Source organism: Deltaproteobacteria bacterium, from assembly GCA_016208165.1.
Taxonomy (GTDB): Bacteria; Desulfobacterota; Desulfarculia; order JACQYL01; family JACQYL01; genus JACQYL01.
In genome coordinates this window covers 1-20,216 of the sequence record JACQYL010000002.1, presented here as the reverse complement: position 1 = coordinate 20,216, position 20,216 = coordinate 1, and the positions used below count along the sequence as shown (strand labels likewise).

General features: G+C 55.6%; 21 protein-coding genes. 13 read left to right on the top strand and 8 right to left on the bottom strand.

Going from position 1 to position 20,216, the window contains the following annotated elements; genetic code table 11:
- Nucleotides 1-21: 21 nt before the first annotated feature.
- Entirely contained in the window at nucleotides 22-2,814 is a 2,793-nt protein-coding gene (locus HY788_00510; GenBank protein ID MBI4772656.1) for a hypothetical protein, read from the top strand.
- Nucleotides 2,815-3,020: 206 nt separating this feature from the next.
- On the opposite strand, the gene HY788_00505 is transcribed toward HY788_00510, so the two are convergent.
- The 3 genes from HY788_00505 to HY788_00495 are packed head-to-tail and all read right to left on the bottom strand — an operon-like array spanning nucleotide 3,021 to nucleotide 4,720.
- A complete protein-coding gene (locus HY788_00505) occupies nucleotides 3,021-3,575 on the bottom strand; it encodes a C_GCAxxG_C_C family protein (GenBank protein MBI4772655.1) in 555 nt (184 codons plus the stop codon).
- A gap of 42 nt (nucleotides 3,576-3,617) precedes the next feature.
- A complete protein-coding gene (locus HY788_00500) occupies nucleotides 3,618-4,154 on the bottom strand; it encodes a rhodanese-like domain-containing protein (GenBank protein ID MBI4772654.1) in 537 nt (178 codons plus the stop codon).
- 2 nt (nucleotides 4,155-4,156) lie between these two features.
- Nucleotides 4,157-4,720 (bottom strand): DoxX family protein, encoded by a 564-nt coding sequence (locus HY788_00495; protein ID MBI4772653.1) that lies wholly within the window; start codon nucleotides 4,718-4,720, stop codon nucleotides 4,157-4,159.
- 433 nt (nucleotides 4,721-5,153) lie between these two features.
- Here HY788_00495 and HY788_00490 point away from each other — a divergent pair, with 433 nt between their 5' ends.
- From HY788_00490 to HY788_00480, 3 genes are all read left to right on the top strand, one after another.
- Entirely contained in the window at nucleotides 5,154-5,576 is a 423-nt protein-coding gene (locus HY788_00490) for a MaoC family dehydratase N-terminal domain-containing protein (GenBank protein MBI4772652.1), read from the top strand.
- A 163-nt stretch (nucleotides 5,577-5,739) separates the two neighbouring features.
- Nucleotides 5,740-6,084 carry a HigA family addiction module antidote protein gene (locus tag HY788_00485; protein MBI4772651.1) on the top strand — a complete coding sequence of 115 codons (345 nt, stop codon included), beginning with the start codon at nucleotides 5,740-5,742 and terminating at the stop codon, nucleotides 6,082-6,084.
- A 439-nt stretch (nucleotides 6,085-6,523) separates the two neighbouring features.
- The gene (locus HY788_00480; protein ID MBI4772650.1) at nucleotides 6,524-6,751 is read left to right on the top strand and encodes a hypothetical protein; all 228 of its coding nucleotides are present in this window, start codon (nucleotides 6,524-6,526) and stop codon (nucleotides 6,749-6,751) included.
- Between the two features lie 176 nt (nucleotides 6,752-6,927).
- Here the strand turns inward: HY788_00480 and HY788_00475 are convergent, their stop codons facing one another.
- From HY788_00475 to HY788_00460, 4 genes are all read right to left on the bottom strand, one after another.
- Entirely contained in the window at nucleotides 6,928-7,278 is a 351-nt protein-coding gene (locus tag HY788_00475; GenBank protein MBI4772649.1) for a hypothetical protein, read from the bottom strand.
- A gap of 1,230 nt (nucleotides 7,279-8,508) precedes the next feature.
- Entirely contained in the window at nucleotides 8,509-9,066 is a 558-nt protein-coding gene (locus HY788_00470; protein ID MBI4772648.1) for a flavodoxin family protein, read from the bottom strand.
- Between the two features lie 39 nt (nucleotides 9,067-9,105).
- A complete protein-coding gene (locus tag HY788_00465) occupies nucleotides 9,106-10,236 on the bottom strand; it encodes a radical SAM protein (GenBank protein MBI4772647.1) in 1,131 nt (376 codons plus the stop codon).
- Nucleotides 10,237-10,392: 156 nt separating this feature from the next.
- Nucleotides 10,393-11,391: a ParB/RepB/Spo0J family partition protein gene (locus tag HY788_00460; protein MBI4772646.1), complete on the bottom strand. Its 999-nt coding sequence runs from the start codon at nucleotides 11,389-11,391 to the stop codon at nucleotides 10,393-10,395.
- A 103-nt stretch (nucleotides 11,392-11,494) separates the two neighbouring features.
- On the opposite strand from HY788_00460, the gene HY788_00455 reads away from it, so the two are divergent.
- The 9 genes from HY788_00455 (at nucleotide 11,495) to HY788_00415 (ending at nucleotide 18,603) form a co-directional block, all read left to right on the top strand.
- Nucleotides 11,495-12,193, top strand: coding sequence for a potassium transporter (locus tag HY788_00455; GenBank protein ID MBI4772645.1), 699 nt, complete (start codon nucleotides 11,495-11,497; stop codon nucleotides 12,191-12,193).
- A 3-nt stretch (nucleotides 12,194-12,196) separates the two neighbouring features.
- Nucleotides 12,197-13,417 carry a bifunctional phosphopantothenoylcysteine decarboxylase/phosphopantothenate--cysteine ligase CoaBC gene (gene coaBC, locus HY788_00450; GenBank protein MBI4772644.1) on the top strand — a complete coding sequence of 407 codons (1,221 nt, stop codon included), beginning with the start codon at nucleotides 12,197-12,199 and terminating at the stop codon, nucleotides 13,415-13,417.
- A 144-nt stretch (nucleotides 13,418-13,561) separates the two neighbouring features.
- Nucleotides 13,562-14,266, top strand: a complete 705-nt coding sequence (locus HY788_00445) for a uracil-DNA glycosylase (GenBank protein ID MBI4772643.1) — start codon at nucleotides 13,562-13,564, stop codon at nucleotides 14,264-14,266.
- Entirely contained in the window at nucleotides 14,263-15,588 is a 1,326-nt protein-coding gene (locus tag HY788_00440) for a nodulation protein NfeD (GenBank protein ID MBI4772642.1), read from the top strand. The genes HY788_00445 and HY788_00440 overlap by 4 nt, the downstream gene beginning before the upstream one ends.
- A gap of 161 nt (nucleotides 15,589-15,749) precedes the next feature.
- Nucleotides 15,750-16,511, top strand: a complete 762-nt coding sequence (locus HY788_00435) for a slipin family protein (GenBank protein MBI4772641.1) — start codon at nucleotides 15,750-15,752, stop codon at nucleotides 16,509-16,511.
- A gap of 62 nt (nucleotides 16,512-16,573) precedes the next feature.
- Nucleotides 16,574-16,909: a transcription termination factor Rho gene (locus HY788_00430; GenBank protein ID MBI4772640.1), complete on the top strand. Its 336-nt coding sequence runs from the start codon at nucleotides 16,574-16,576 to the stop codon at nucleotides 16,907-16,909.
- 7 nt (nucleotides 16,910-16,916) lie between these two features.
- Nucleotides 16,917-17,477, top strand: a complete 561-nt coding sequence (locus tag HY788_00425) for an HDIG domain-containing protein (protein MBI4772639.1) — start codon at nucleotides 16,917-16,919, stop codon at nucleotides 17,475-17,477.
- Between the two features lie 65 nt (nucleotides 17,478-17,542).
- Nucleotides 17,543-18,064: a Slp family lipoprotein gene (locus HY788_00420; protein MBI4772638.1), complete on the top strand. Its 522-nt coding sequence runs from the start codon at nucleotides 17,543-17,545 to the stop codon at nucleotides 18,062-18,064.
- Nucleotides 18,065-18,072: 8 nt separating this feature from the next.
- Nucleotides 18,073-18,603: a Slp family lipoprotein gene (locus HY788_00415; GenBank protein MBI4772637.1), complete on the top strand. Its 531-nt coding sequence runs from the start codon at nucleotides 18,073-18,075 to the stop codon at nucleotides 18,601-18,603.
- Here HY788_00415 and HY788_00410 read toward each other — a convergent pair.
- The gene (locus HY788_00410; GenBank protein MBI4772636.1) at nucleotides 18,548-19,990 is read right to left on the bottom strand and encodes a purine/pyrimidine permease; all 1,443 of its coding nucleotides are present in this window, start codon (nucleotides 19,988-19,990) and stop codon (nucleotides 18,548-18,550) included. The two genes, HY788_00415 and HY788_00410, sit on opposite strands and share 56 nt — an antisense overlap.
- Nucleotides 19,991-20,216 lie beyond the last annotated feature (226 nt).

The window sequence follows — 20,216 nt, the reverse complement described above, 5'->3', positions numbered from 1 at the left end:
TCGAATTGGAGGAGGCACAGCATGTTCAAGAACATGAAACTTGGAACTAAACTGCTTGTAGCGTTCCTGGTCGTGGGAGTCATTCCTTTGGCCCTCATCGGAATTATCTCGGTTACCACGGCCGGCGACGCGTTATCGAAGCAGGCGTTCGGCCAGCTATTGAGTCTGAGAGGCATCAAAAAGGCTCAAATTGAAGGTTTTTTCAACGATCTTCAAGGCAACATGGCCAAGCTCATCGAAACGGCGGACACGCTCAGACGAGAAGGATTTGAGAAGCTGCAGGGCGTTCAGAGGATAAAGAAGAACCAGATTGAGGCGTTTTTCAAGCGCGCCGTAGAGGACATTACCGTTCTATCGGCCGGCGAGGACTCGAAGAATCTGTACAACGCCTTTCGACATTACCAGAATGAGGAAGGCATCGGAGCGGACGAGCCCTTCCTGACCGACACGTACGAATATGAAGAAATATGGAAAGAGAAGGGCAAGACGCTAGTCGGGTATGTGGACATTTACGGGTATGCGGATTCATTCATTATCAGTGCGGATCACGGCCATGTCATGTATACGGCAAAGAAATTGCAAGACTTAGGGACGAATCTGAAAACCGGCCCGTACAGCAATGAAGGATTGGCGTCATTGTGGCAAAAGGTAGTCCAGTCCAAAGACATAAAAATCGAAGACTTTCATCCCTACACACCTCGGAACGGAGAACCCACTGCCTTCATAGGCGCACCGATCTTCGATCTGAGCGGAAAGCTGCTGGCCGTGGCGGCTCTCGAGATTTCGCTGGACCCCATCAATGCCGTCATGAAGGAACGGCAGGGAATGGGGGAGACCGGTGAAACCTATCTGGTGGGCGAAGACAAACTGATGCGTTCGGATTCTTTTATGGACCCCACCCATCATTCCGTAGCGGCCTCTTTCGCCGATCGCACGAAGGGAACCGTGGACACGGTGGCCGGCAACGAGGCCTTGTCGGGAAAATCGGGAAACAATGTGGTCGTTTCCTACCATGGCAAGCAGGTCTTATCCGCGTATGCACCCCTCGAGATTGAAGGGTTGAAATGGTGCATCATAGCAGAAATGGACGTTGGCGAAGCTTTTTGCCCAAAGGACGCCCAGGGCGTCGAGTTTTTTGCCAAGTATAGACAATTGAGCGGGTATAAGGACATCTTTCTGATTAATCCGGACGGCTATTGCTTCTATAGCGTGGAGAAGAAACCGGACTATCGGACCAATCTCGTGGACGGTGACTATGCTTCCTCCGGACTGGGCAAAGTCTTCGGAAAAGCGACCCGGTCGCAGAAGTTCAGTTTCGAGGATTTCGCGCCTTATGCTGCCGATAACGGCGAGATCGCCGGCTTCGCGGCGCAAGCCCTTGTCAGCGGAGACGCGGTGGACCTGGTCGTGGCCTGTCGCCTTTCCCTGGACGGAATCAACGAGGTCATGCACCAGCGCGAAGGCATGGGCGACTCCGGGAAAACCTACCTGATCGGAAGCGACAAGCTCATGCGCTCCGATTCCACCATGGACCCGGAGAACCACTCGGTCAAAGCTTCGTTCACCGATCCCTCCAAGGGAAGCGTCGACACGGAGGCCAGTCGGGATGCTCTGGCCGGCAACGTGGGCGGGGGAATCATCACCGATTTCCTCGGGCAACAAGTGCTTTCCGCCTATACGCCGCTGCAGTTCGGCGATGTCAAATGGGCCATGCTGGCGGAAATCAACGAAAATGAAGCATTCGCGGCCGTGGGCAAAATCAAATGGCTGACCGCTCTCATTGCCGTCATCGGTATCGCCGCCATTATCCTGGTCGCCTTTCTGGTCACCCGATCCATAACTAAACCGATCAATCGTCTCATCGCGGGGCTGAGAGATTCGGGAGAACAGGTCGCGGCCGCGGCCAGCGAGGTCTCATCTTCGAGCCAGTCGCTGGCCGAAGGAACGTCGGAACAAGCGGCGTCCATCGAGGAGGTCTCGTCTTCCCTCGAAGAGATGTCTTCCATGACCCGCCAGAACGCCGAGAATGCGGATCAGGCGAACCGTCTGGTCAAAGAAACCGACCAGGTGGTAAAATCGGCCAACGAGTCGATGAAAAAACTCACGGTGTCCATCAACGAGATATCCAAAGCGAGTGTCGAAACCTCCAAAATCATTAAAACCATTGACGAGATCGCCTTTCAGACGAACTTGCTCGCCCTGAATGCCGCCGTGGAAGCCGCCAGGGCCGGAGAAGCGGGCGCCGGATTCGCCGTGGTGGCCGACGAAGTCCGCAATCTGGCCATGCGGGCGGCGGATGCGGCAAAAGACACCACCGGCCTGATCGAAGTCACCATCCATAAGGTCAAGGACGGGACACAACTCGTGTCCTCGACCAACACGGCTTTCGGCGAGGTGGCGACCAGGTCGGCAAAAGCCGGTGCGCTGGTCGAGGAGATCGCCACTGCTTCCAGGGAGCAGTCTCAAGGCATCGAGCAGGTGAACAAGGCCGTCAACGAAATGGACAAGGTCATTCAGAGAAGCGCGGCCAATGCGGAAGAATCGGCCGGCGCTTCGGAAGAGTTGAGTAGTCAGGCCGAACAATTAAAGGATTTTGTGGGCCAGTTGACCGCGCTTGTTGGAGGAAAAGTCCGGGCAGGCGGAACCGGCGAACGGCCGAGCCCAGGGGGGCCCTCCAAATCCCGCGTGCGTCGGGAAGCGGGAACCTCCGCCGAAACCTCATCAGGTAACGAGCCGGCCATCCGCGGAAATGGAAAAGAGGTCACTCCCGCAGACATCATCCCAATGGATGACGATGACCTGAAGGATTTCTGATCACGACGGCGTAGCCGATCCCTGCGGAGCCATCGCCACCCGGTTCGCCTTATAGAAACCGGCGCAGAAAACAAGCAACCGGAAAGGCCCATCGATCGGGGCCTTTCCGGTTCTTTGTGCGGCGGACGGCAAATGCGCCGCCCAAACAGTTTGATGGTGATTTGGGAACCCGTTTTTCAAAAAGGGCTGCTGATCGCCCGATTACGTTACAACCGCCTTACGAGGCTTCTGATGAGCCCGAATGCCGGGGAATCTTTCCGGGACAGGTATTCTGTCTCGGCAGAGGCCAGGAGTTCAGGCCGGCGGCTCAAAACCAGACGCGCGGCCATCTCCGCGGCTTCACCCGTAAGCTGAGCGCATTGATCGAAGTGGGCCTTGTCGTTCCCTTTCACTTTTCTGGTCAGGATCCGGCAGCAACTGCTCTTGAATTTGCTCGTGAAGGCGTCATGCAGTTCCTTGGCGGCGGTTCGCACCTCTTTGCGCTGCTTGTACGGCTTGGCGCCGCCGAGGAGTAAGCCCAGAGCCAGGACGGCCCCACTCAAAGCGCCGCACAGACACCCGCTCTCCCCCAGGCCCACGGTCAAACCCGACGCCAAGCCCACCGCCTGAGCTTCGGTCAATCCTCCCCCCAAAGACCGGTTCATGGCCACCAACACCGCTTCGGTACACAGGAGCTGTCTCGTGCGGTAAAGACTCTCCGCCCGTTCCCGAATTTGCAGGACCACCGTTTCCACCTGCTCACTCACCGAAACCCCTCCCATGGACCCCGCTTTTCAGCCACAGCGGCAACGAATGCAACGCCGCTATTCCACCGCTTCCATCGGATATTTTGCGCCCTTCCAGGCAAAGATGCCGCCCGGATACCGAACCACGTTCTTATACCCGAGCTTTAAAGCCCATGCCGCGCCGTTGTGGCTGCGGGTGCATTTCACGAATCCGCAGTAGATGACGATCAGTCTGTCCTTGTCGGGTCCGAGCAGTTGGATGAAGTCTTCCTGGGTCTTGGCCCCCGTTTCCTTCGTGTCCCACGCGTTCATGTCGGGTATGGGAAAGAGAAACTGTTTGGCGCCGGGAACATGTTCCTTCTTGTAGCTGTCCTCGTACGGCATGGTGTCGATCATGAGCATGTCCTTGCCCTCGTCCATCCACTTTTTCAGCTCGTCCGTGGTCACGACGTCGTAACCGCCCCGCTGCACCTCCCGGACCAGCTTGACGGCCTCCCTTTCCTTTTCCAATTCCTGCTCGAATTTGTCGTCGAATAACGCTTGAGCCCCGGGCGCCATGGCCAAAGCCCACACCGCCGCGATCGTCAATACCCACATCCATTTGAACCTGCGCATCTTTACCTCCCCTTCCGTTTGATTCCGTTTCGTTGCACCCGGCTCCAGGGTCTGAAAAACCGGACCGGATGGAGGAACCGCCACCCATAGAGAAACGTCACGCCCGCCAGCATAAAGCAGTCCCGCACCAGGGCCGAACGGAGGCCGTGGAACGCCTCTCCTTCAGGGTCACCGGGACCGAAGCAGCCGCAGTCGATGTCAAGACCGAGAGCGATTCCGTAGGACAGAACACCGATGAAGCCCAGGATGAGTCCGGTGATGGTACCGAGACAACCGCGCACCTCGAGGATCAGGCCCGCCGCGGCCACGATCTCCACAACCGGCAACAGGACCGCAAGGGGCTCGATCGCCGGACTGGGTACAAGACCGAACGCGCCGATGGTGAGCGTGAGCGCTTTGAGGTCTTGCAGCTTGAGGATTCCCGCCGCGAGGAACAGCCCGGCCAGGATCCATTTGATCGACCGGTACAGCCAGACCGAATGCACGGTTCGCCTTACTACGACCGGAGGAATCGCAGGTTCCGTACCAGGCTCTTGAAAAACGCGATCTGCTGCGTTGAGCTTCATCCCTCGTCACTGCGACGTACTCTATGTACGACTCATTCCTCGGGATTTGCGCGCCTTGCATGTCATCGTTTTTCAGCAGCCTGTAGCAACCAGACTTTTTCGCCGGGCCGATCGGGGCGGGGGTGAGGGCAGCTGTTGTTTGAATCCGATTTCGGTTTGAAAGCGCGAAAGAACGCTTTTTGGAGAGCGGATCCATACCGTTCTAAGGAGGTATGCCTCCGATTCCAGGGACATCTTACCTATTTGCGAACAGGCTTCAGCGTAGAACACAACGCAAGGCTTTATCTTGTATGATGTCCCCTGATTGCAAAAGCACGGCGGAAATAGGTATGGTGTCCCCCGATCGAAGCCGTTGGGTTTGGACGGCTTGCCTAATTCCGCGCGAACGTATATCGTGGGAGAATATTTATTCCATACAAACAAAGGAGTACTCATGCAGCCCAAGACCATCTCTCAAGGTAAACCCGGCGAAAAATTCGTCACCGATTACAAGACCATCATCGAAGCGGAGCAAAGCCAATTCTGTCAAATTACAGCCAATACCCTCCCGATTTTCCTCACGGACGAGGCCGCCCAAGCCAAAGGGTGGTCGGGACGCATGGTCCCCGGCGTAATGACCATGTCGTGCAGCATCGGACTGCTCGAGCAGGCCGGATTTCTGGACGACGTCATTGCCTTTATGGGGGCGGATAAGCTGCGCTACCTTGCGCCGGTGTACGTCGGCGATACCATACACGTGGAAGTGGAATTCATTGAAAAACGTCCCATCAAGGACGGCAGCCGCAACGTGATCATCTATAAGTACAAAACGTATAACCAAGACGGCCTTGCCGTGCTTGAAGCCCAGAATGCCTGAATGTGCTGATTGCGGTTTCCGGTCGGAAACTGTAGAAATTGGAATCGATTTCTTGCCGCGGGCGTGGACGAGGAAGAAAGGAACCTGTTACAACGGCGCGAGCGTACGGGCCGGCCCTTGGGAAGCGCACATTTCCTCGATCAATTATCATTGAGGTGCAATAGTGAGCAGCAAAGATTTGCTGGATCCCATTACGCCGGGTGAAATCCTACGAGAAGATGTCATGGAACCCTTGGGCATCAGCATAAACCGGTTGTCGCGGGATCTTGCCGTACCACTGAATAGAATCAGTGAGATTGTCAACGGCAAACGGAGCATAACCGCTGATACGGCGCTAAGGCTGGAGCGGTATTTTGGAGTTGAGGCCCAGTTTTGGTTGAATCTGCAATCTGAGTTCGACTTGAGGTTGATCAAACGCAAGATTGGGAATGACATTGAACAGCGAATTATCCCCGTAAACAGAGCAAAAGAGCCAACGTCTCAACTAGAACCAAATTCCGGGACATAACATAAGTCTGTTATTGCAATTGGCACGCAAACTGCATATAATTTGTAATACAGAAATGCGCAACCTTCCGCTGCAGCGCAACTCGCGTATTTCTTTGGATCGGGAGCAAGACAAAAGAACACGGGGCTACTGGCATCCGACTCCGACAATGATGAAGAAGATGCCTTGGCGAAAGACAGGGGGAGACGTGGCCCTTTTGGTCAGGGAAGAACAACATGAATAAGGGCCGGTCCGGAGGGGCGGTTTGCGACGAGGCTTCGCTGTGCTATGCCGTGGCCCGACCGCCGCTACATATGATCACGCTTCTGCTCCTACCGCTCCCCTGGGAACGCCGAGCCCCAGCTCGGCAAGAACCTCCCTCGCAATGGAAATCGACGCGGCATAACCGCGGTCCATCCGATTGCACGGGTACGATTATTCGCAGGCCGGGGTGTATTTCGTGACTATTTGCGCCTGGAACCGGGAATGTCTATTCGGCAACGCCGTGAAGGGAAAAAGGACGTTGAAGCAGTTCGGCGAAATGGTTGCCGAGTCGTGGGAATGGTTGGCGACGCGTCACGGTTATGTGGAATTGGATGAATGGATGATCATGCCCAATCATATGCATGGGATTATCGTTATTACCGACGTATGTAGGGGCGATCACGACGATTTCGTATTCCAGTGATCGTTCAAAGGCGTTTTTTTGCTTTTCGTCGAGCCACCCGGGGCAGCGAAAACGAAGACGACTAAGAATCTATCGAGGGCGCATGCCGACAGATTATTAGCAGGAAAGAACGTCAAGCAGGAGAATTCGTTCGAGGGCGGATCTGTGCCTTTTCCGGGCGGCTTCTTGGGTGTGAGCTACTTGTTGATGAGCGCCATCCAACGTGACATTACTTCCGCTACGCCGTTACCGGTGTATCCATTGACCAGTCCAAAACCCTCCAGACAATAACCACATTCTATTATCATGTTCACAAATTCGTCGTCTTCCCGAAGCTGAGCGAGCTTGTCCGCTTCCCCCCTGATCAAAATGAAACCGTTCATATCGCCCCCGTGGTGAGCGAGAATAACCGGTTCGAAATTCTCGATACGTCCGTTTGCCTGCAGCTTGCCATAGGTCTCCATCGCCTTCTGAAACAGTTGCGCAGCTTGTTTTTCCCTGCCGGCGACGGGACGGTTCCATCCAAGGAACAGTACTCTGTCCGCCATGATTGTCCTCCTTCCGGATTTTTTCGGGTTTGTTTTGGTAGATGACCGGCAACGCAACAGTCCCTGACGGAAAAAAACACCGTCAGGGCGTTGTTAGGCCCATTTTGAGGGGGGTATCCATGCTGGAATGCTCGTTTATGGATTTGTCTTATTATAGGGGCGATCGCCGATTCCTGGCAAGTGTAAAAAAGATGTTACCCCAGATTATACGGCAACCTCCTTGAAAAAGAGGTTCCGCACGGATTTTTCGCTGTTTTGAAGTCCTTCCCATGTTTCGAAAGCACGAAAAGGGTGCAAAGCCGCTCAAGACACCGCTGATGCATTCTCCAAACCTGTTTGGAACCCTTTTCACGTGGGAAAAAGGGGACGGGGTTGATTTTGCGCGTTTCTACTCTTCAACGGACAGCTAAGGAAGTAACGGAGTTCGGTACATCGCCGCAAACCCTCAAGGTTCGGGCGCTCTTATACTATCGGGCTAAACGAGAGTTTGGGGGGACCCTCTCCGAGAGAGCCGGGAGGCCCAAGATCTTTCTACCGTCGGCAAGTCTCTTGTCGGAATGGGGTGAACAAATAGAATAATGATCCAGTTTGATTGGAGAAAGATGGTATAAAGGTATGGACGTCCCCATTATTTCTTTATTATTGCAAGAAATTCCGAACTTAAGATGACTTAGTCCTCGTGGCCGTTCGGGGTCGATCCTCGCTCCGGGCACGAAGTTGGGCCGAGCTGGGGCTCGGCGTTCCCGGGGAAAAAAGGATCAAGTCTCGTTTTGACTCTTATTAGGCCAACATCACAGGATGAACCGCAGCGAAGAGTCGGTGTCCGTATCGCCGCCTACAACATATAGTATCCGCCCCTCCTGCCCTCAAAGTAACGAATACTGCTATGATCTGGCCCAAATCGGCAAGTCCAATAAGTGCGAAATATCGGACGAAACGGTGAACGATGAGCCCTCGGATTTGGCGCGTCCTCCCTTTGGCGATCGCTTTTCGTCCTGTCATCGTGTCGCCGGCTCGACACGGTCGTCGTGATGGGAGGAGCGGCCGTAAGGACGGACAAGCCATTCTATGATGAAGGGTTTCTCCAGCGCTCCGGAATCCGATGAGCTTCCGGTTCGATCTCCATCCGCGCATCTATTCTTTCATGCCCTTTCGCCGGCCGTTCATCATGCGCGGTTGTTGAAATCCTTGGGAAGCCCGGAGGCTTCCCAACGAGCGGTGCATCGTGGCTCAGGATGATTCGATGTCTTGAGCTTTACCCCAGAAGGGAAAGCGGCCGCAGGTGATGCTGCGAATCTCTTCTTTCGGGATCCCGACTCCGGCCTGTGTGGCAAATTTCATTTTTCGGGTGATCTCAACGACTCGTTTTGCCATGGTTCGAATCCGGAGCATGCCTGCGGTATCCTCCAGTGCGCCGTTTTCGAGATAGTCCGGCCTTTGACCGAAAGCCGCGGTGCTCACGCGCGCCCAGCCGCGAAAAACGGGCAACATGAGGTAATTGTGCCCCAAGGCTTCGAGCGTCATCAACGCCATTTCCTCGCCCACTCCGAACCAGGACACCACATAGGTTCCCAACACCTTGTCGCGAAGCTCGCCGCTGAGAAACACCATGTAGCGGGCCCTGGACATGAGATTGATCATCCACGGAGGAATGGTATGGGTCCACACCGGGGTGCCCCAGATCAGCCCATCGGCCTCGATCATTTTCCGGATGATCCAATTGGCGTCGTCTTTGTATTTGCAGGGTTTTCGGTTTTCGATACACCATTGGCAATGCTTGCAGACCATGATGTCCTTTCAAAAAAAAGACCATGGATCAGCCGTAGATTAAAGCGGTTGGCGTCCCGTTGTCCTATCCGCCTCCGCCTTTTTCGAATCCTGAACCCGCAGAGACGGGAAAAACGAAAAAGCCCGCCGATCCAAGATCCGGGCCAACCCTTCACCGGTTTCAGGTGAATGGTTCAGGGCCGAACGCCACACCAGATCGCTCTCCATGCAAAGATAGACGCACAAGTCCGGATCCGCCCGGCGGAGTCGCGCCGCCATGCCGGCGTAGATCTCTTGCCGGATGGGTCTGAAATACCGTGTCTTTCCGTCCAAGCCCCGGATAAATTCTTCTGAAAATATGGCGGATTGGGGGTGCCGCTTTCGGGCGACAACTTTCAAGTCCGGCATATATCGAAGACACCCGAGACTGATCCAGATCACCCCGGCCGGATCCACATGGTCGAATATCATCCGGATGGTTTCCCCGTATTCCGCCTCCCAGCCGGGATAATGAATAATGGGATCAAAATGGAACCCCAGCTTGAAGCCGCGGGCCCGGCATCGCTCCGCCGCTCGAAGGCGCTGTTCGAGGCTTGCGGCTCCGTGCTCTTCGGAGCGGACGATACGACGGCTGTTCATGGAAAACGAGACCACAATGCGGTCCGGATCATCCAGTTCCAGCAGAGTACCGATGTTATCCGTTTTTGTCTTGAATTCGATCATCAGATTGGGTTCGCCCTGGATCACCGGGACGATGCGGTCCACGAATCGAACCAGGTGCTCGATATAGAGACTGTCCGTGAATTCCCCGGTCCCCAATCGAAAGAGGCGGTCCGGGTGGGATCGAGCTTCCTGTTTCAGCTCTTCAATCAACCGGTCCTGATTCGCGAAAACGCGCAGGCGATGGTCGTTCAGATAGGATTGGAGTATGCAGTATGAGCAATTGAGCGGGCACCCGGTGCCCACATGAAGAATTTGATACCCGCAGCAGATGTAGTTCTGAGTTCCCGGACACGGCCGGAGGAAGGGTCCTTTGTTTTCCGCCAGCACCAGGGTCCGTTTGGCTTCAAGATCGTCCAGCGCCGGTGGTTGGACCAGTGGTTTCGCCCCGACTCTCGAGGCGAGTGGAGAAGATTCAACGCTCGGTTCAACATATCTTTTCGTGGGTTTGAACACGGTTCGCACGCTCAATCGATTCGCTGTCCGGAAGCATCCGGACCAGAGAGCATTTCTGATGGGGAAAGGGCTCCGCAGCGCCCGGCCGGTCGGCGCCGGGTCAAAACGTCTTGAAAAGGAACACAGGGAAATCCGCCTCGCACGGATATCAAACGTCCTTCCTCTCGACGATCAAAGCCCGTCCACGATGTCGTACAGCTTTTCCACACCGCCGCTTTCGAACACCCGGTTCAATTCCCTAACCGTCTCGAGCAACTCCGCGCCGTTGGCGGCGTCCATGGTCACGCGCAGCCCTTCGGCTTCGAAAAAAGGCGCGTGGGCAATGCGTACTCTGCCGGGCAGACGCAACTCCCGAAGCTGCTCGTCAAAGGCGGTTTCCGCGGCTTTCAGGCGAGGGTTGAGCTGATCCTTGAGCCACCGCTTCATTCGATCGGCTTTTTGCGGCCTGCTCCATGCAGGGTGATCCAGCAACCGCCGGACGTCTTCGTCCTCGAGGACCCGGCGGGCCGACACTCCGTCCCGGAGGCACAAGTCGCGCAGCATCTCGAGGAATTCCTTCTGCTGGTTCAGATTCAGGTTGAGGTACGTGAGACACTCGAACACGGGCATTCGATCTGATTCCGGGAACTCGGTCAGGTAGATGGCCGGATCCGGAAAAATCCGCCCGTCCACTAAAGCCAGAAGAACCGGCTCAGGCAGACCGGCGGTCTTCTTCATGCGTTCCAGCTCCCTGAGATGCGGGTGGAGCCCCAAGGCCGGCATCACATTCTCCATGGTTTTTTCCGATCCTTGAAGCAAACTGAAGGCATCCACGGCCCTGGCTTTTTCCACGATGTTGAAGCCTCGGTGCGAGAGGTTTTCCCAGAACGCCAGTGAGAGCCGGTCCATCGGATCGAGGGACCGGTCCAACACTCGACAGGGAAGGATTTCCACTCCCAGATCGACCAACGCCTCGATGCGGCGGAATCCGCTCAGAACCGTAAGCAAATCATCCTTGCCGCGGCAGACAACCGGGGGTTGAACGAGGCCGATGGCCTGAATGGAGCGAAGCAAGGGTTCCAAATCCCGTCCAAACGACAGGCAGTGAGAACGTTCCGAGAGATCCAGCCGGGATAGAGGCACGGATTCCGTGGACGCATGTACGAAATCATCGGATAGGGGCGAACTCATGTTCTTCTTTCAAGACGAAACGTATGGTTTATGGTTACGAATCAGTTGCTCCGGGATTCTAATCCGTTGGTGCCCAAGATGGCAATATGGTATACTTAAATTTATGGAAACGATTTGGATCATTGGAATAGGCCAATTCGGTCTACACGCCCTTCGGAGTCTGTCTTCCAGCCGAACGGACGCGCACTTTGTGCTGATCGACCCCCTTCAGGAACAGTTGGACAAGGGCCGGGGGCCCAACCGTACGCTGCATCCCGGTGACGGAGTGGCCTTCGTGCTCGAGCATCTCGAGCACGATCGGGGTCCCGACTGGATCATTCCCGCAGTGCCCGTTCATCTGGCCGCGGAGTGGGTTCTGGGCCGGCTTGGCCCGAATAGACTGCGTCGAATCACGTTTTCGTCCGATATCGAGCCGTTATTGCCCCACCCCATCCGTGGCTCCAACGGAAATATATATGTCAGCCATGCCGATTTCCGGTGTCCGGACCACTGTCCCGAACCCGCGAACCTGTGTACGGTGACACAAAAGCCAAGGCAACGCAACATGTTCGACCTGCTCGGCGAAATCCGTTTACCCGATCTCGAAGCGCTGGTCATTCGGAGCCACCAACTCGGCCCCGGTGTAGGAGGATACCGGCCGGCGGCTCTGTTCGAACTGTTGTCCCGGGTCGAGAACGCTCGAGGCCGCCTGTTCATCGGTACGGCATGCCGCTGTCACGGCGTTCTGACCCCTTTCGAACGCATTCAACCGGCCCGGGGGAAGACGTCCGGCAACGATGAAACATCCCATCCGGCGGAGTAACTTGTGCACATCAAAGGGAAACGAATACTGTTAGGAGTTTCCGGAGGCATTGCCGCGTATAAGTCGGCTTTTCTCCTGCGGGAATTGATGAAAAGGGGCGCCCTGGTCAAGGTCGCCATGACATCGGCGGCCCAGAAGTTTGTGACCCCGTTGACGTTTCAGACCTTGTCCGGGGAGGAAGTGATAACGGACACCTTCCAGGAGACCGTGGGATACGTTCTGCACGTGGCCATGGCCGAGTGGGCCGATTTGGTCGCCGTTGTTCCGGCCACCGCCAATATCATCGGGAAATTGGCCAACGGCATTGCGGACGACTTCCTGACCACACTCGCTCTGGCCACACGGGCCAAACTGCTGGTTTGCCCGGCCATGAACTCGAACATGCTGTTGCATCCGGCCGTGCAGAAGAACCTGAACGCGCTGATCGCTCTCGGATACTCGATTCTTCCTTCGGGCACGGGCGATTTGGCCTGCAAAACCGAAGGACCCGGCAGGTTGGCCGAAGTTGAGGACATATTGGCCGAAATCGAGCATCTTCTTTCTCCCAAGGACTTTCAAGGCATCCGCTTTCTGATCAGCGCCAGCCGGACGGAGGAGTATCTGGACCCGGTTCGCTGCCTGACAAACCGTTCCTCAGGCCGCATGGGGTTCGCCGTGGCAAAGGCCGCCCTTCGAAGAGGCGGAGAGGTTTGTCTGGTTACGGGACCGTCGGAGGAAGCGGATATAAAAGGGGTTCGAACGATTCGAGTGGTCAGCGCCCGCGAGATGAGAGAGGCCATGCTGGCCGAGTACGAAGCGAGTCAGGTGGTGATCAAAACGGCGGCCGTTTCGGACTTCAGGCCCGCCAGGGAGCCGAAGGCCCAGAAGATAAAGCGGGAGGCCACGGAGCCGGAGATCCGGCTCACGGAAAATCCGGACATACTCCGGGAATTGGGCCAGAAGAAGACGCACCAGTGTCTGGTCGGCTTTGCCGCGGAATCGGAAGCCCTTTTGATGCATGCAAACCGGAAGATGAAGAACAAGAACCTCGATTTCATCGTTGCGAACGACATAACCCAGGACGGCTGCGGATTCAGGTGTTCCACAAACAAAGTAAAGATCATTCACAGGGACGGTCGGGTCGATGATATCCCGTTTCTGGAAAAGATCGAGACGGCCCATATGGTGCTGGATCGCGTGCGAACCTGGATCCTGGAAAGAGACGCATCCGGAATGAACCCTTAATTCACGGCAATGATTCACCGGCGCTATTCTTTGAGCTTTTTCCCGGCGCCCCTTCAAGAACTTTCAGGCCGGCGCCGGCCTGCCGGAGACGCCACAAGGCAATTGACGTATGAGGGATGCGCCCGGACCTTTGGCGCGGGATATATGGACCCAAAGCTGAATCGCCTTTTACATTTTTACAGATCCATCGGAATTCGGGAGATCTTTGTTCCTCCCGATCTTGCGGACGCCCTCGGACCTGGTTCCGTGCGAAAAAATTCTCCGGGCAGGCCCGAGACCTTGGGCGCGTTGCAACAGGAATGGGCCGGTTGTACCCGCTGCAATCTCTCCGAGAATCGTCACCTGCTTGTGTTCGGTGAAGGAAACGAAACCGCGGATCTTATGTTCGTGGGAGAAGGTCCGGGCAGGGATGAAGATCGTCTTGGCCGGCCCTTCGTGGGATTGGCGGGGGAACTGCTCACTAAGATCATACGGGCCATGGATTTGTTGCGCGAAGAGATATACATAACAAACGTGGTCAAATGCCGCCCCCCCCGAAACCGCACCCCGTTCCCTGAAGAAATCGAAACCTGCAATCCGTGTTTGAGGAGCCAGATCAGGATCATCAGGCCGAAGATCATCTGCGCCCTTGGCCTGGCCGCGGCGCAAACCCTTTTGCAGTCAGCCGCCCCCATCTCCATTCTACGGGGCCGGTTTCATTCCATGGGCGAGATCAGGGTCATGCCCACGTATCATCCGGCCTACCTGCTCAGAAATCCATCGAAGAAAAAGGATGTCTGGGACGACATGAAGCAGATCATGGGGGCGTTGGACCTGATGAAAAAAACATCGCCACGGAGTTCAGCATGAACGGCACCTGCGTGTACACGAGCCGAGCCTTTCCGGCTTGTTTTATCTTGGTCTTTTTATGCACTCTCTTCTCGACCTCCTATGCACTTGGTAAAACGGTCCGAGTCGCCACAGTGGACAGCAGCATCAACCCAGGGGTGGCTCTTTTTATCGAGCGGACCATCAAGGACGCTCACGTAGCCGACGATGAGTGCCTCGTAATCCAGCTGGACACGCCCGGAGGACTCGCCGACTCCATGCGTTCGATTGTCAAATCCATTATGGAATCCGATGTGCCGGTGGTCGTATACGTGGCCCCGAGCGGAGCCAGAGCGGCCAGCGCAGGCGTGATCATAACCATTGCAGCCCACGTGGCCGCCATGGCTCCCGGCACGAACATCGGCGCTGCGCATCCGGTGGCCATGGGTAAGGAAATCGAGGGCGCCATGGCCAAAAAAGTGGAAAACGACATGGTAGCCTACGCCAGAAGCATTGCCGACGAGAGGGGACGAAACGCGGACTGGGCTGAAAAGGCCGTACGTGAAAGCGTGTCGATCACGGCAGATGAGGCCTTGAAAAACAAGGTTGTCGATCTTGTAGCCGGCAACATCGAGGAATTGCTGCCGAAAATCAATGGGCGCACCGTGCTCGTCAAAGGGAAGCAACGGGTGATAGACGTCGCCGGCGCGACCGTGACGTATGAGGAGGAGAGCCTTCGGGAGAAGATTCTGCGTACTATAGCGAACCCGAACATCGCTTATATCCTGATGATGCTGGGAATGGTCGGACTCTATTTCGAGCTGGCGAACCCCGGCGCGGTTTTTCCCGGAATCGTAGGAGCCATATCGCTCATCCTCTCCTTTTATGCGTTTCAGACCTTGCCGGTCAATTACGCGGGCGTCCTGTTGATTATCCTCGGCCTCATCCTCTTTATCCTGGAGATCAAAATCGCCAGCTACGGGATGCTCACGATCGGAGGACTGACTTGTCTTGTTTTGGGATCCATGTTTCTATTTCATAGTGACAGCCTGGGTTTGGTTCGCGTGTCCTGGCAGGTGCTCGTGCCTACGGTGGCTGTTGTAACTCTGTTCTTCACGGTCGTTCTTGGGTTGATCGTCAAAGCCATGCTGCACAAACCCACCACGGGTTTAGAAGGCTTGCTCGGAGAAGAAGGCCAGGTAACGCAACTGGCGGATTCGGGCGAAATCAAAGTGTTCGTACATGGAGAGACCTGGAACGCGGAAAGCGATGAGAGGCTCGAGTTGGGCGATCGGATCCGGGTAGTCGGGAAAAAGCAATTTTTTCTTCAAGTGAAGAAGGCCGTACGATCACAGGGGGACTGAGTTTACGAACCATTCATTGTAGTGAGGTCCTTTTGGGGGCTTCACCTGTTTTCCATGGCGGAAAGCCGGGAATCCGACGGGTGACCGCCAAACGTTTCTCCTAAGTCGATAAAACGAGCGGACCGGACCCCGGTTGCCCGCGTTGGGAGGTTGCCATGAACATGTATGCGTTGATTCTGATTCTTGTCCTCGTGATTATGTTTCTCAGTTCGGCCCTGAGGGTATTGCGGGAGTACGAGCGCGGCGTCATTTTTCGACTCGGACGGCTCATCGCTTCCAAAGGACCCGGCTTGATCATTCTGATTCCGGTTATCGACCGCATGGTAAGAGTCAGCCTTCGCTTGGTGGCCATGGATGTGCCGCCGCAGGACGTGATCACCCGGGACAATGTTTCCGTGAAGGTCAATGCAGTGGTTTACTTCAGGGTCATGGATTCGAACAAGGCGATCGTCGAAGTGGAGGACTTTCTCTTCGCAACGTCTCAATTGGCGCAAACCACCTTGAGGAGCGTTTGCGGTCAGGCGATGCTCGACGAACTTCTGGCCGAGCGGGAGAAAATCAATCAGGAACTGCAGAGTATACTCGACAAACACACGGATCCATGGGGCATCAAGGTCTCCAACGTTGAAGTAAAACATATCGACCTGCCAACGGAGATGCAGCGCGCAATGGCGAGACAGGCCGAAGCGGAGCGCGAGCGACGCGCGAAGATCATCGCGGCCGAAGGCGAGTTCCAGGCATCCGCCAAACTGACCGAGGCGGCGGCGATCATCGCGGAACATCCCATAGCGCTTCAACTTCGCTACCTGCAAACATTGAAGGAGATTTCAGCGGAGAACAACTCCACTACGCTGTTTCCGATTCCCATCGATCTGCTGACGCCTTTTATTAAAATGGTTGAAGATCGAAACAAAAAGGACTAATAAGCGGTCCATGAGGACCCGTGGCAGGGTCTATCGAATTTGAACGTGACAGGGAGGAAAGAATGGCTGAAGAAACCAAACAAGCGACGGACGTAAGTTCGCTCGAAAAGATGACCGTCAAGGACTTGCGAAACCTTGCGCTTCAGATCGGTGGCATCACAGGCGTTCATGCGATGAAAAAAGATGAACTGCTGAAAGCCATTAAAGAGATCAAGGGGATCGAGGATGTAACGACCCCGAACGAGTACCGGTCTCAAACGAACCGGAAGCTCAAAGCCAGGATCAGGGAATTGCAGGGACGGAAGGAAGAAGCACGCACCGCCAACGACAGAAAGAAAGTCAATATTATACGTAGAAAAATCAACAAGTTGAGGAAAAAGACACGAAGAGCGGCGTGAGGCGGCGATGGCCATCGACCGACAACAGGCCCTTGATTTGCTGAAGCAACACACCAGCGAGGAGAACCTGCTCAAGCACGCGTTGGCCTCGGAGGCCATCATGCGCGCCTTGGCGGAGCGTCTGGGCGAAGACCCGGAACGCTGGGGCATGGCCGGTTTGCTTCACGATGTGGACTACGACCAGACGAAAGACCGTCCTGAAAAGCATACGCTGGTGGCTGAGCCGATCCTTCGGGATGCCGGAGTGGATGATGAAATGATCCAGGCCGTAAAAGCTCATAATGCGGAAGCGCTGGGAATCGCTCGGGATACGAAAATGGCTTTGGCCCTTACCTGCGCGGAAACCATGACGGGAATGGTCATTGCCGCAACGCTCGTGTATCCGGATAAAAAGATCCGGAGCGTGAATCCGAAATCCGTCATCAAGCGCATGAAAGAAAAGCAGTTCGCCCGTAGTGTGAATCGGGACCATATACGACTGTGCGAGCGAATCGGCATTCCCCTGAACGAGTTCGCGCAGTTAAGCGTGCAAGCGATGAACGGGATCTCCGACGATCTGGGTCTGTAACTCCGGAACCGTATCGACATACGACGTACCCTCACCCCAATTATATGAAAACAGCGGATCTTTGCGTGTATGAGACCAGGGTGAACCACTCGGGCGCACAGTGGAAAACGGTCTTGTGTGTGTTTCTTTTGGCGGGCGCAGTGGCTTGCGCCCACGGCTTGAGCAGGGATGCGAAGTCTCTGGTGGACTATGACGGTACGGCTTTGGACGTACAACAATCGCCAAAAGAATTCATGGGAAGAGTAGTGTTGTGGGGCGGTCGAATCATCGAAACCCGGGTTCTCAAGGAGCGTACGGATGTTTATGTTCTGCAACAGCCGCTGGACTTGGATGACAGGCCTCTCTCTTCCGACGACTACCTCGGCCGGTTTATCGTCCGGTCGCCGGAACTCTTAGACCCGGCGGTATTCAACAAAGACCTGATGGTCAGCGTTGTGGGGACCCTGATGGACGGGGAGGTGTCCAACATCGGGGAACGCGAGTATATCTACCCGGTGATCGAGCCGAAAGAGGTAAAAGTCTGGGAACCGAAACAGGATGCAACACCCATGTTCCACTTCGGTTTCGGCTTTGGCACCCAATTTTAGGAGACGTCATGCCTTCCGGTGTGACCCGTTGCGGACTGCTTTTCGTGCTTCTGTTGATTGCGGCTTGCTCCTCGGTGTCCAGGGAGTATCGGCAGGAAGCCGAGCCCAGGGTCGATTTCGAGGCACTGAAAAGCGAACCCGATCGTTATATCGGTAGGACGGTCATCTTGGGCGGATATATTATCGAGACCGAAATCACGGCCACGCATTCTTATATACATGTCCTTCAGACTCCGCTCGATATTTCCGACCTGCCCGGCGACCGGGATCAGTCTCGCGGTCGATTCATTGTCCGGAGCGACAGGTACCTGGATCCGGAGATCTACGCAAAGGATCGGCTTGTGACAGCGGCGGGGAGCGTTCTGGGGAGCCGGCAAGTGGAGGTGGGAACCCGGACGCTAGTGGTTCCTCTCATAAGCGGGGAACAGATCGTTCTGCACCCGGACTACACTCGGCTCAGGGAGCGGTACTACGAAGGACCTTTCATACCTTACTATTTTGATCTTTATCCGTTTTATTACCCGCCGTACCGGTTTTGACGGGGATTTCCCCCTCCGTCCGCCGGTGTTCCTTCCCATTTCGCAGCAGCACATGCTCCAACAGCAACACGGAAACAATCCCTACCACCATTCCGTTGCCGACCATCACTCGCAACCAAAGCGGAAGCAAGTCAAGAAACGGCTGAGGCAAAATGGACGCCGCGGTCCCCAGAATCAGTGGGACTCCTGCTACATAGTAATCGCGTGATGATAGCTCGCCCTTTTTTCGAAATACGATAGACATGCCCACCATCAATTGCGACCCCATGGCCACCATCAAAGCCGCCCCGACCACGGGAAGGGGAATGGCCGCCAGGAACGCGTTAAGCTTTTCGCACAAAGCCGCCACCAGGACGATCCCCCCGCATGCGGTCAGCGCAAATCGACTACCGACTCGGGTTGCGAACACGACCCCGGGACTGAGAGCATAACTCACCGTGCCCAAGGTTGGAACCACTCCGGAAACAGCCCCTCCCAATCCGGTGAATCCGATACCTCGATGCAACTTGCTCTCAAGATTTTCGTTGCCCACCACTTCAGCGATACTGTAAATGCTGCCCACCTCGTTCGCCACCACCGCAAGATAAGCGATCATAAACGTGGCAATACTTACGGCATCGAGTTCAGGTTTCGGGCCCCAGAACGGTCGGGGAAAACGGAACCAGGTCTGGGAAGCCGTATCCGGCAGAGAGAACTTTCCAATCGCCATCATGAGTGCGGCGCCCAGGACAATGGCCCATAAGAAAGAATAGGTTCGGTGAATCGTTTTCAATCTGTAGGTGAACAATATCATAGTCGCCATGATCAGCGCCGAGACCAGCAACACAGACGGATCCCCGTGGGGATGTCCGCTGCTTCGACCCAGGATCAGAGGCAGCATGAAGGGGATCAGGGAAAGGGCTATCAGGGAAGTGATCACACCGACCACAAGGTCGGTAAACAGGTTCTTGATGTATCTGAACAATCCCAGAAACCCCAAAAGCGCCGTAAGGATGCCACCACAAATGAATCCGCCGGAAATCGACGCAAGCCCCAGCGGGGCGAGCGCGATGAGCACCAGCATGATGACCGATGATGGTCCATCCAACAACGGAAGTCGATGGCCGAACAAGGTCTGCAGGACCATAATTCCACCGGATATGAGAAGAATGCGTCCCAAGAAAGCCGTCTCTTCCGCGGGGCCGAATCCCAGATAAGAAGAAACGACACCGGCCGATACCGTGATCATGGGCAGAAACAGCAGGGCCCACTGCGCGCCATACAGCAACATCTTTAGAAGAGGCGGTCGGTCTTCCAGGCCAAATAGAAGTTCATACTTGCCGGATGGGCGTTTCGCGGTATCGAGCTGACTACAGTCATGAAAGGCCATTTTTCGGTTCTCTGCCAACCATCTGCTCCAAGGGGACGGACGTGGCGTGCTGACAACTCTTGGGCGCACCGGCGGAAGACGTTGGGCCTCCCTTCGGCCGCATAGCGACGTTCCTTATTACCACGAAACAAAAGGAGTGTCTGCCCTTTGCATCCCACTTCCCGGTCCCCGCCGCCGGCGCCGGATACTTCCATCAGGTCGTTTCTCCCTCGGGCCCGGTGATGCAGCGCATGCCGATCATTAT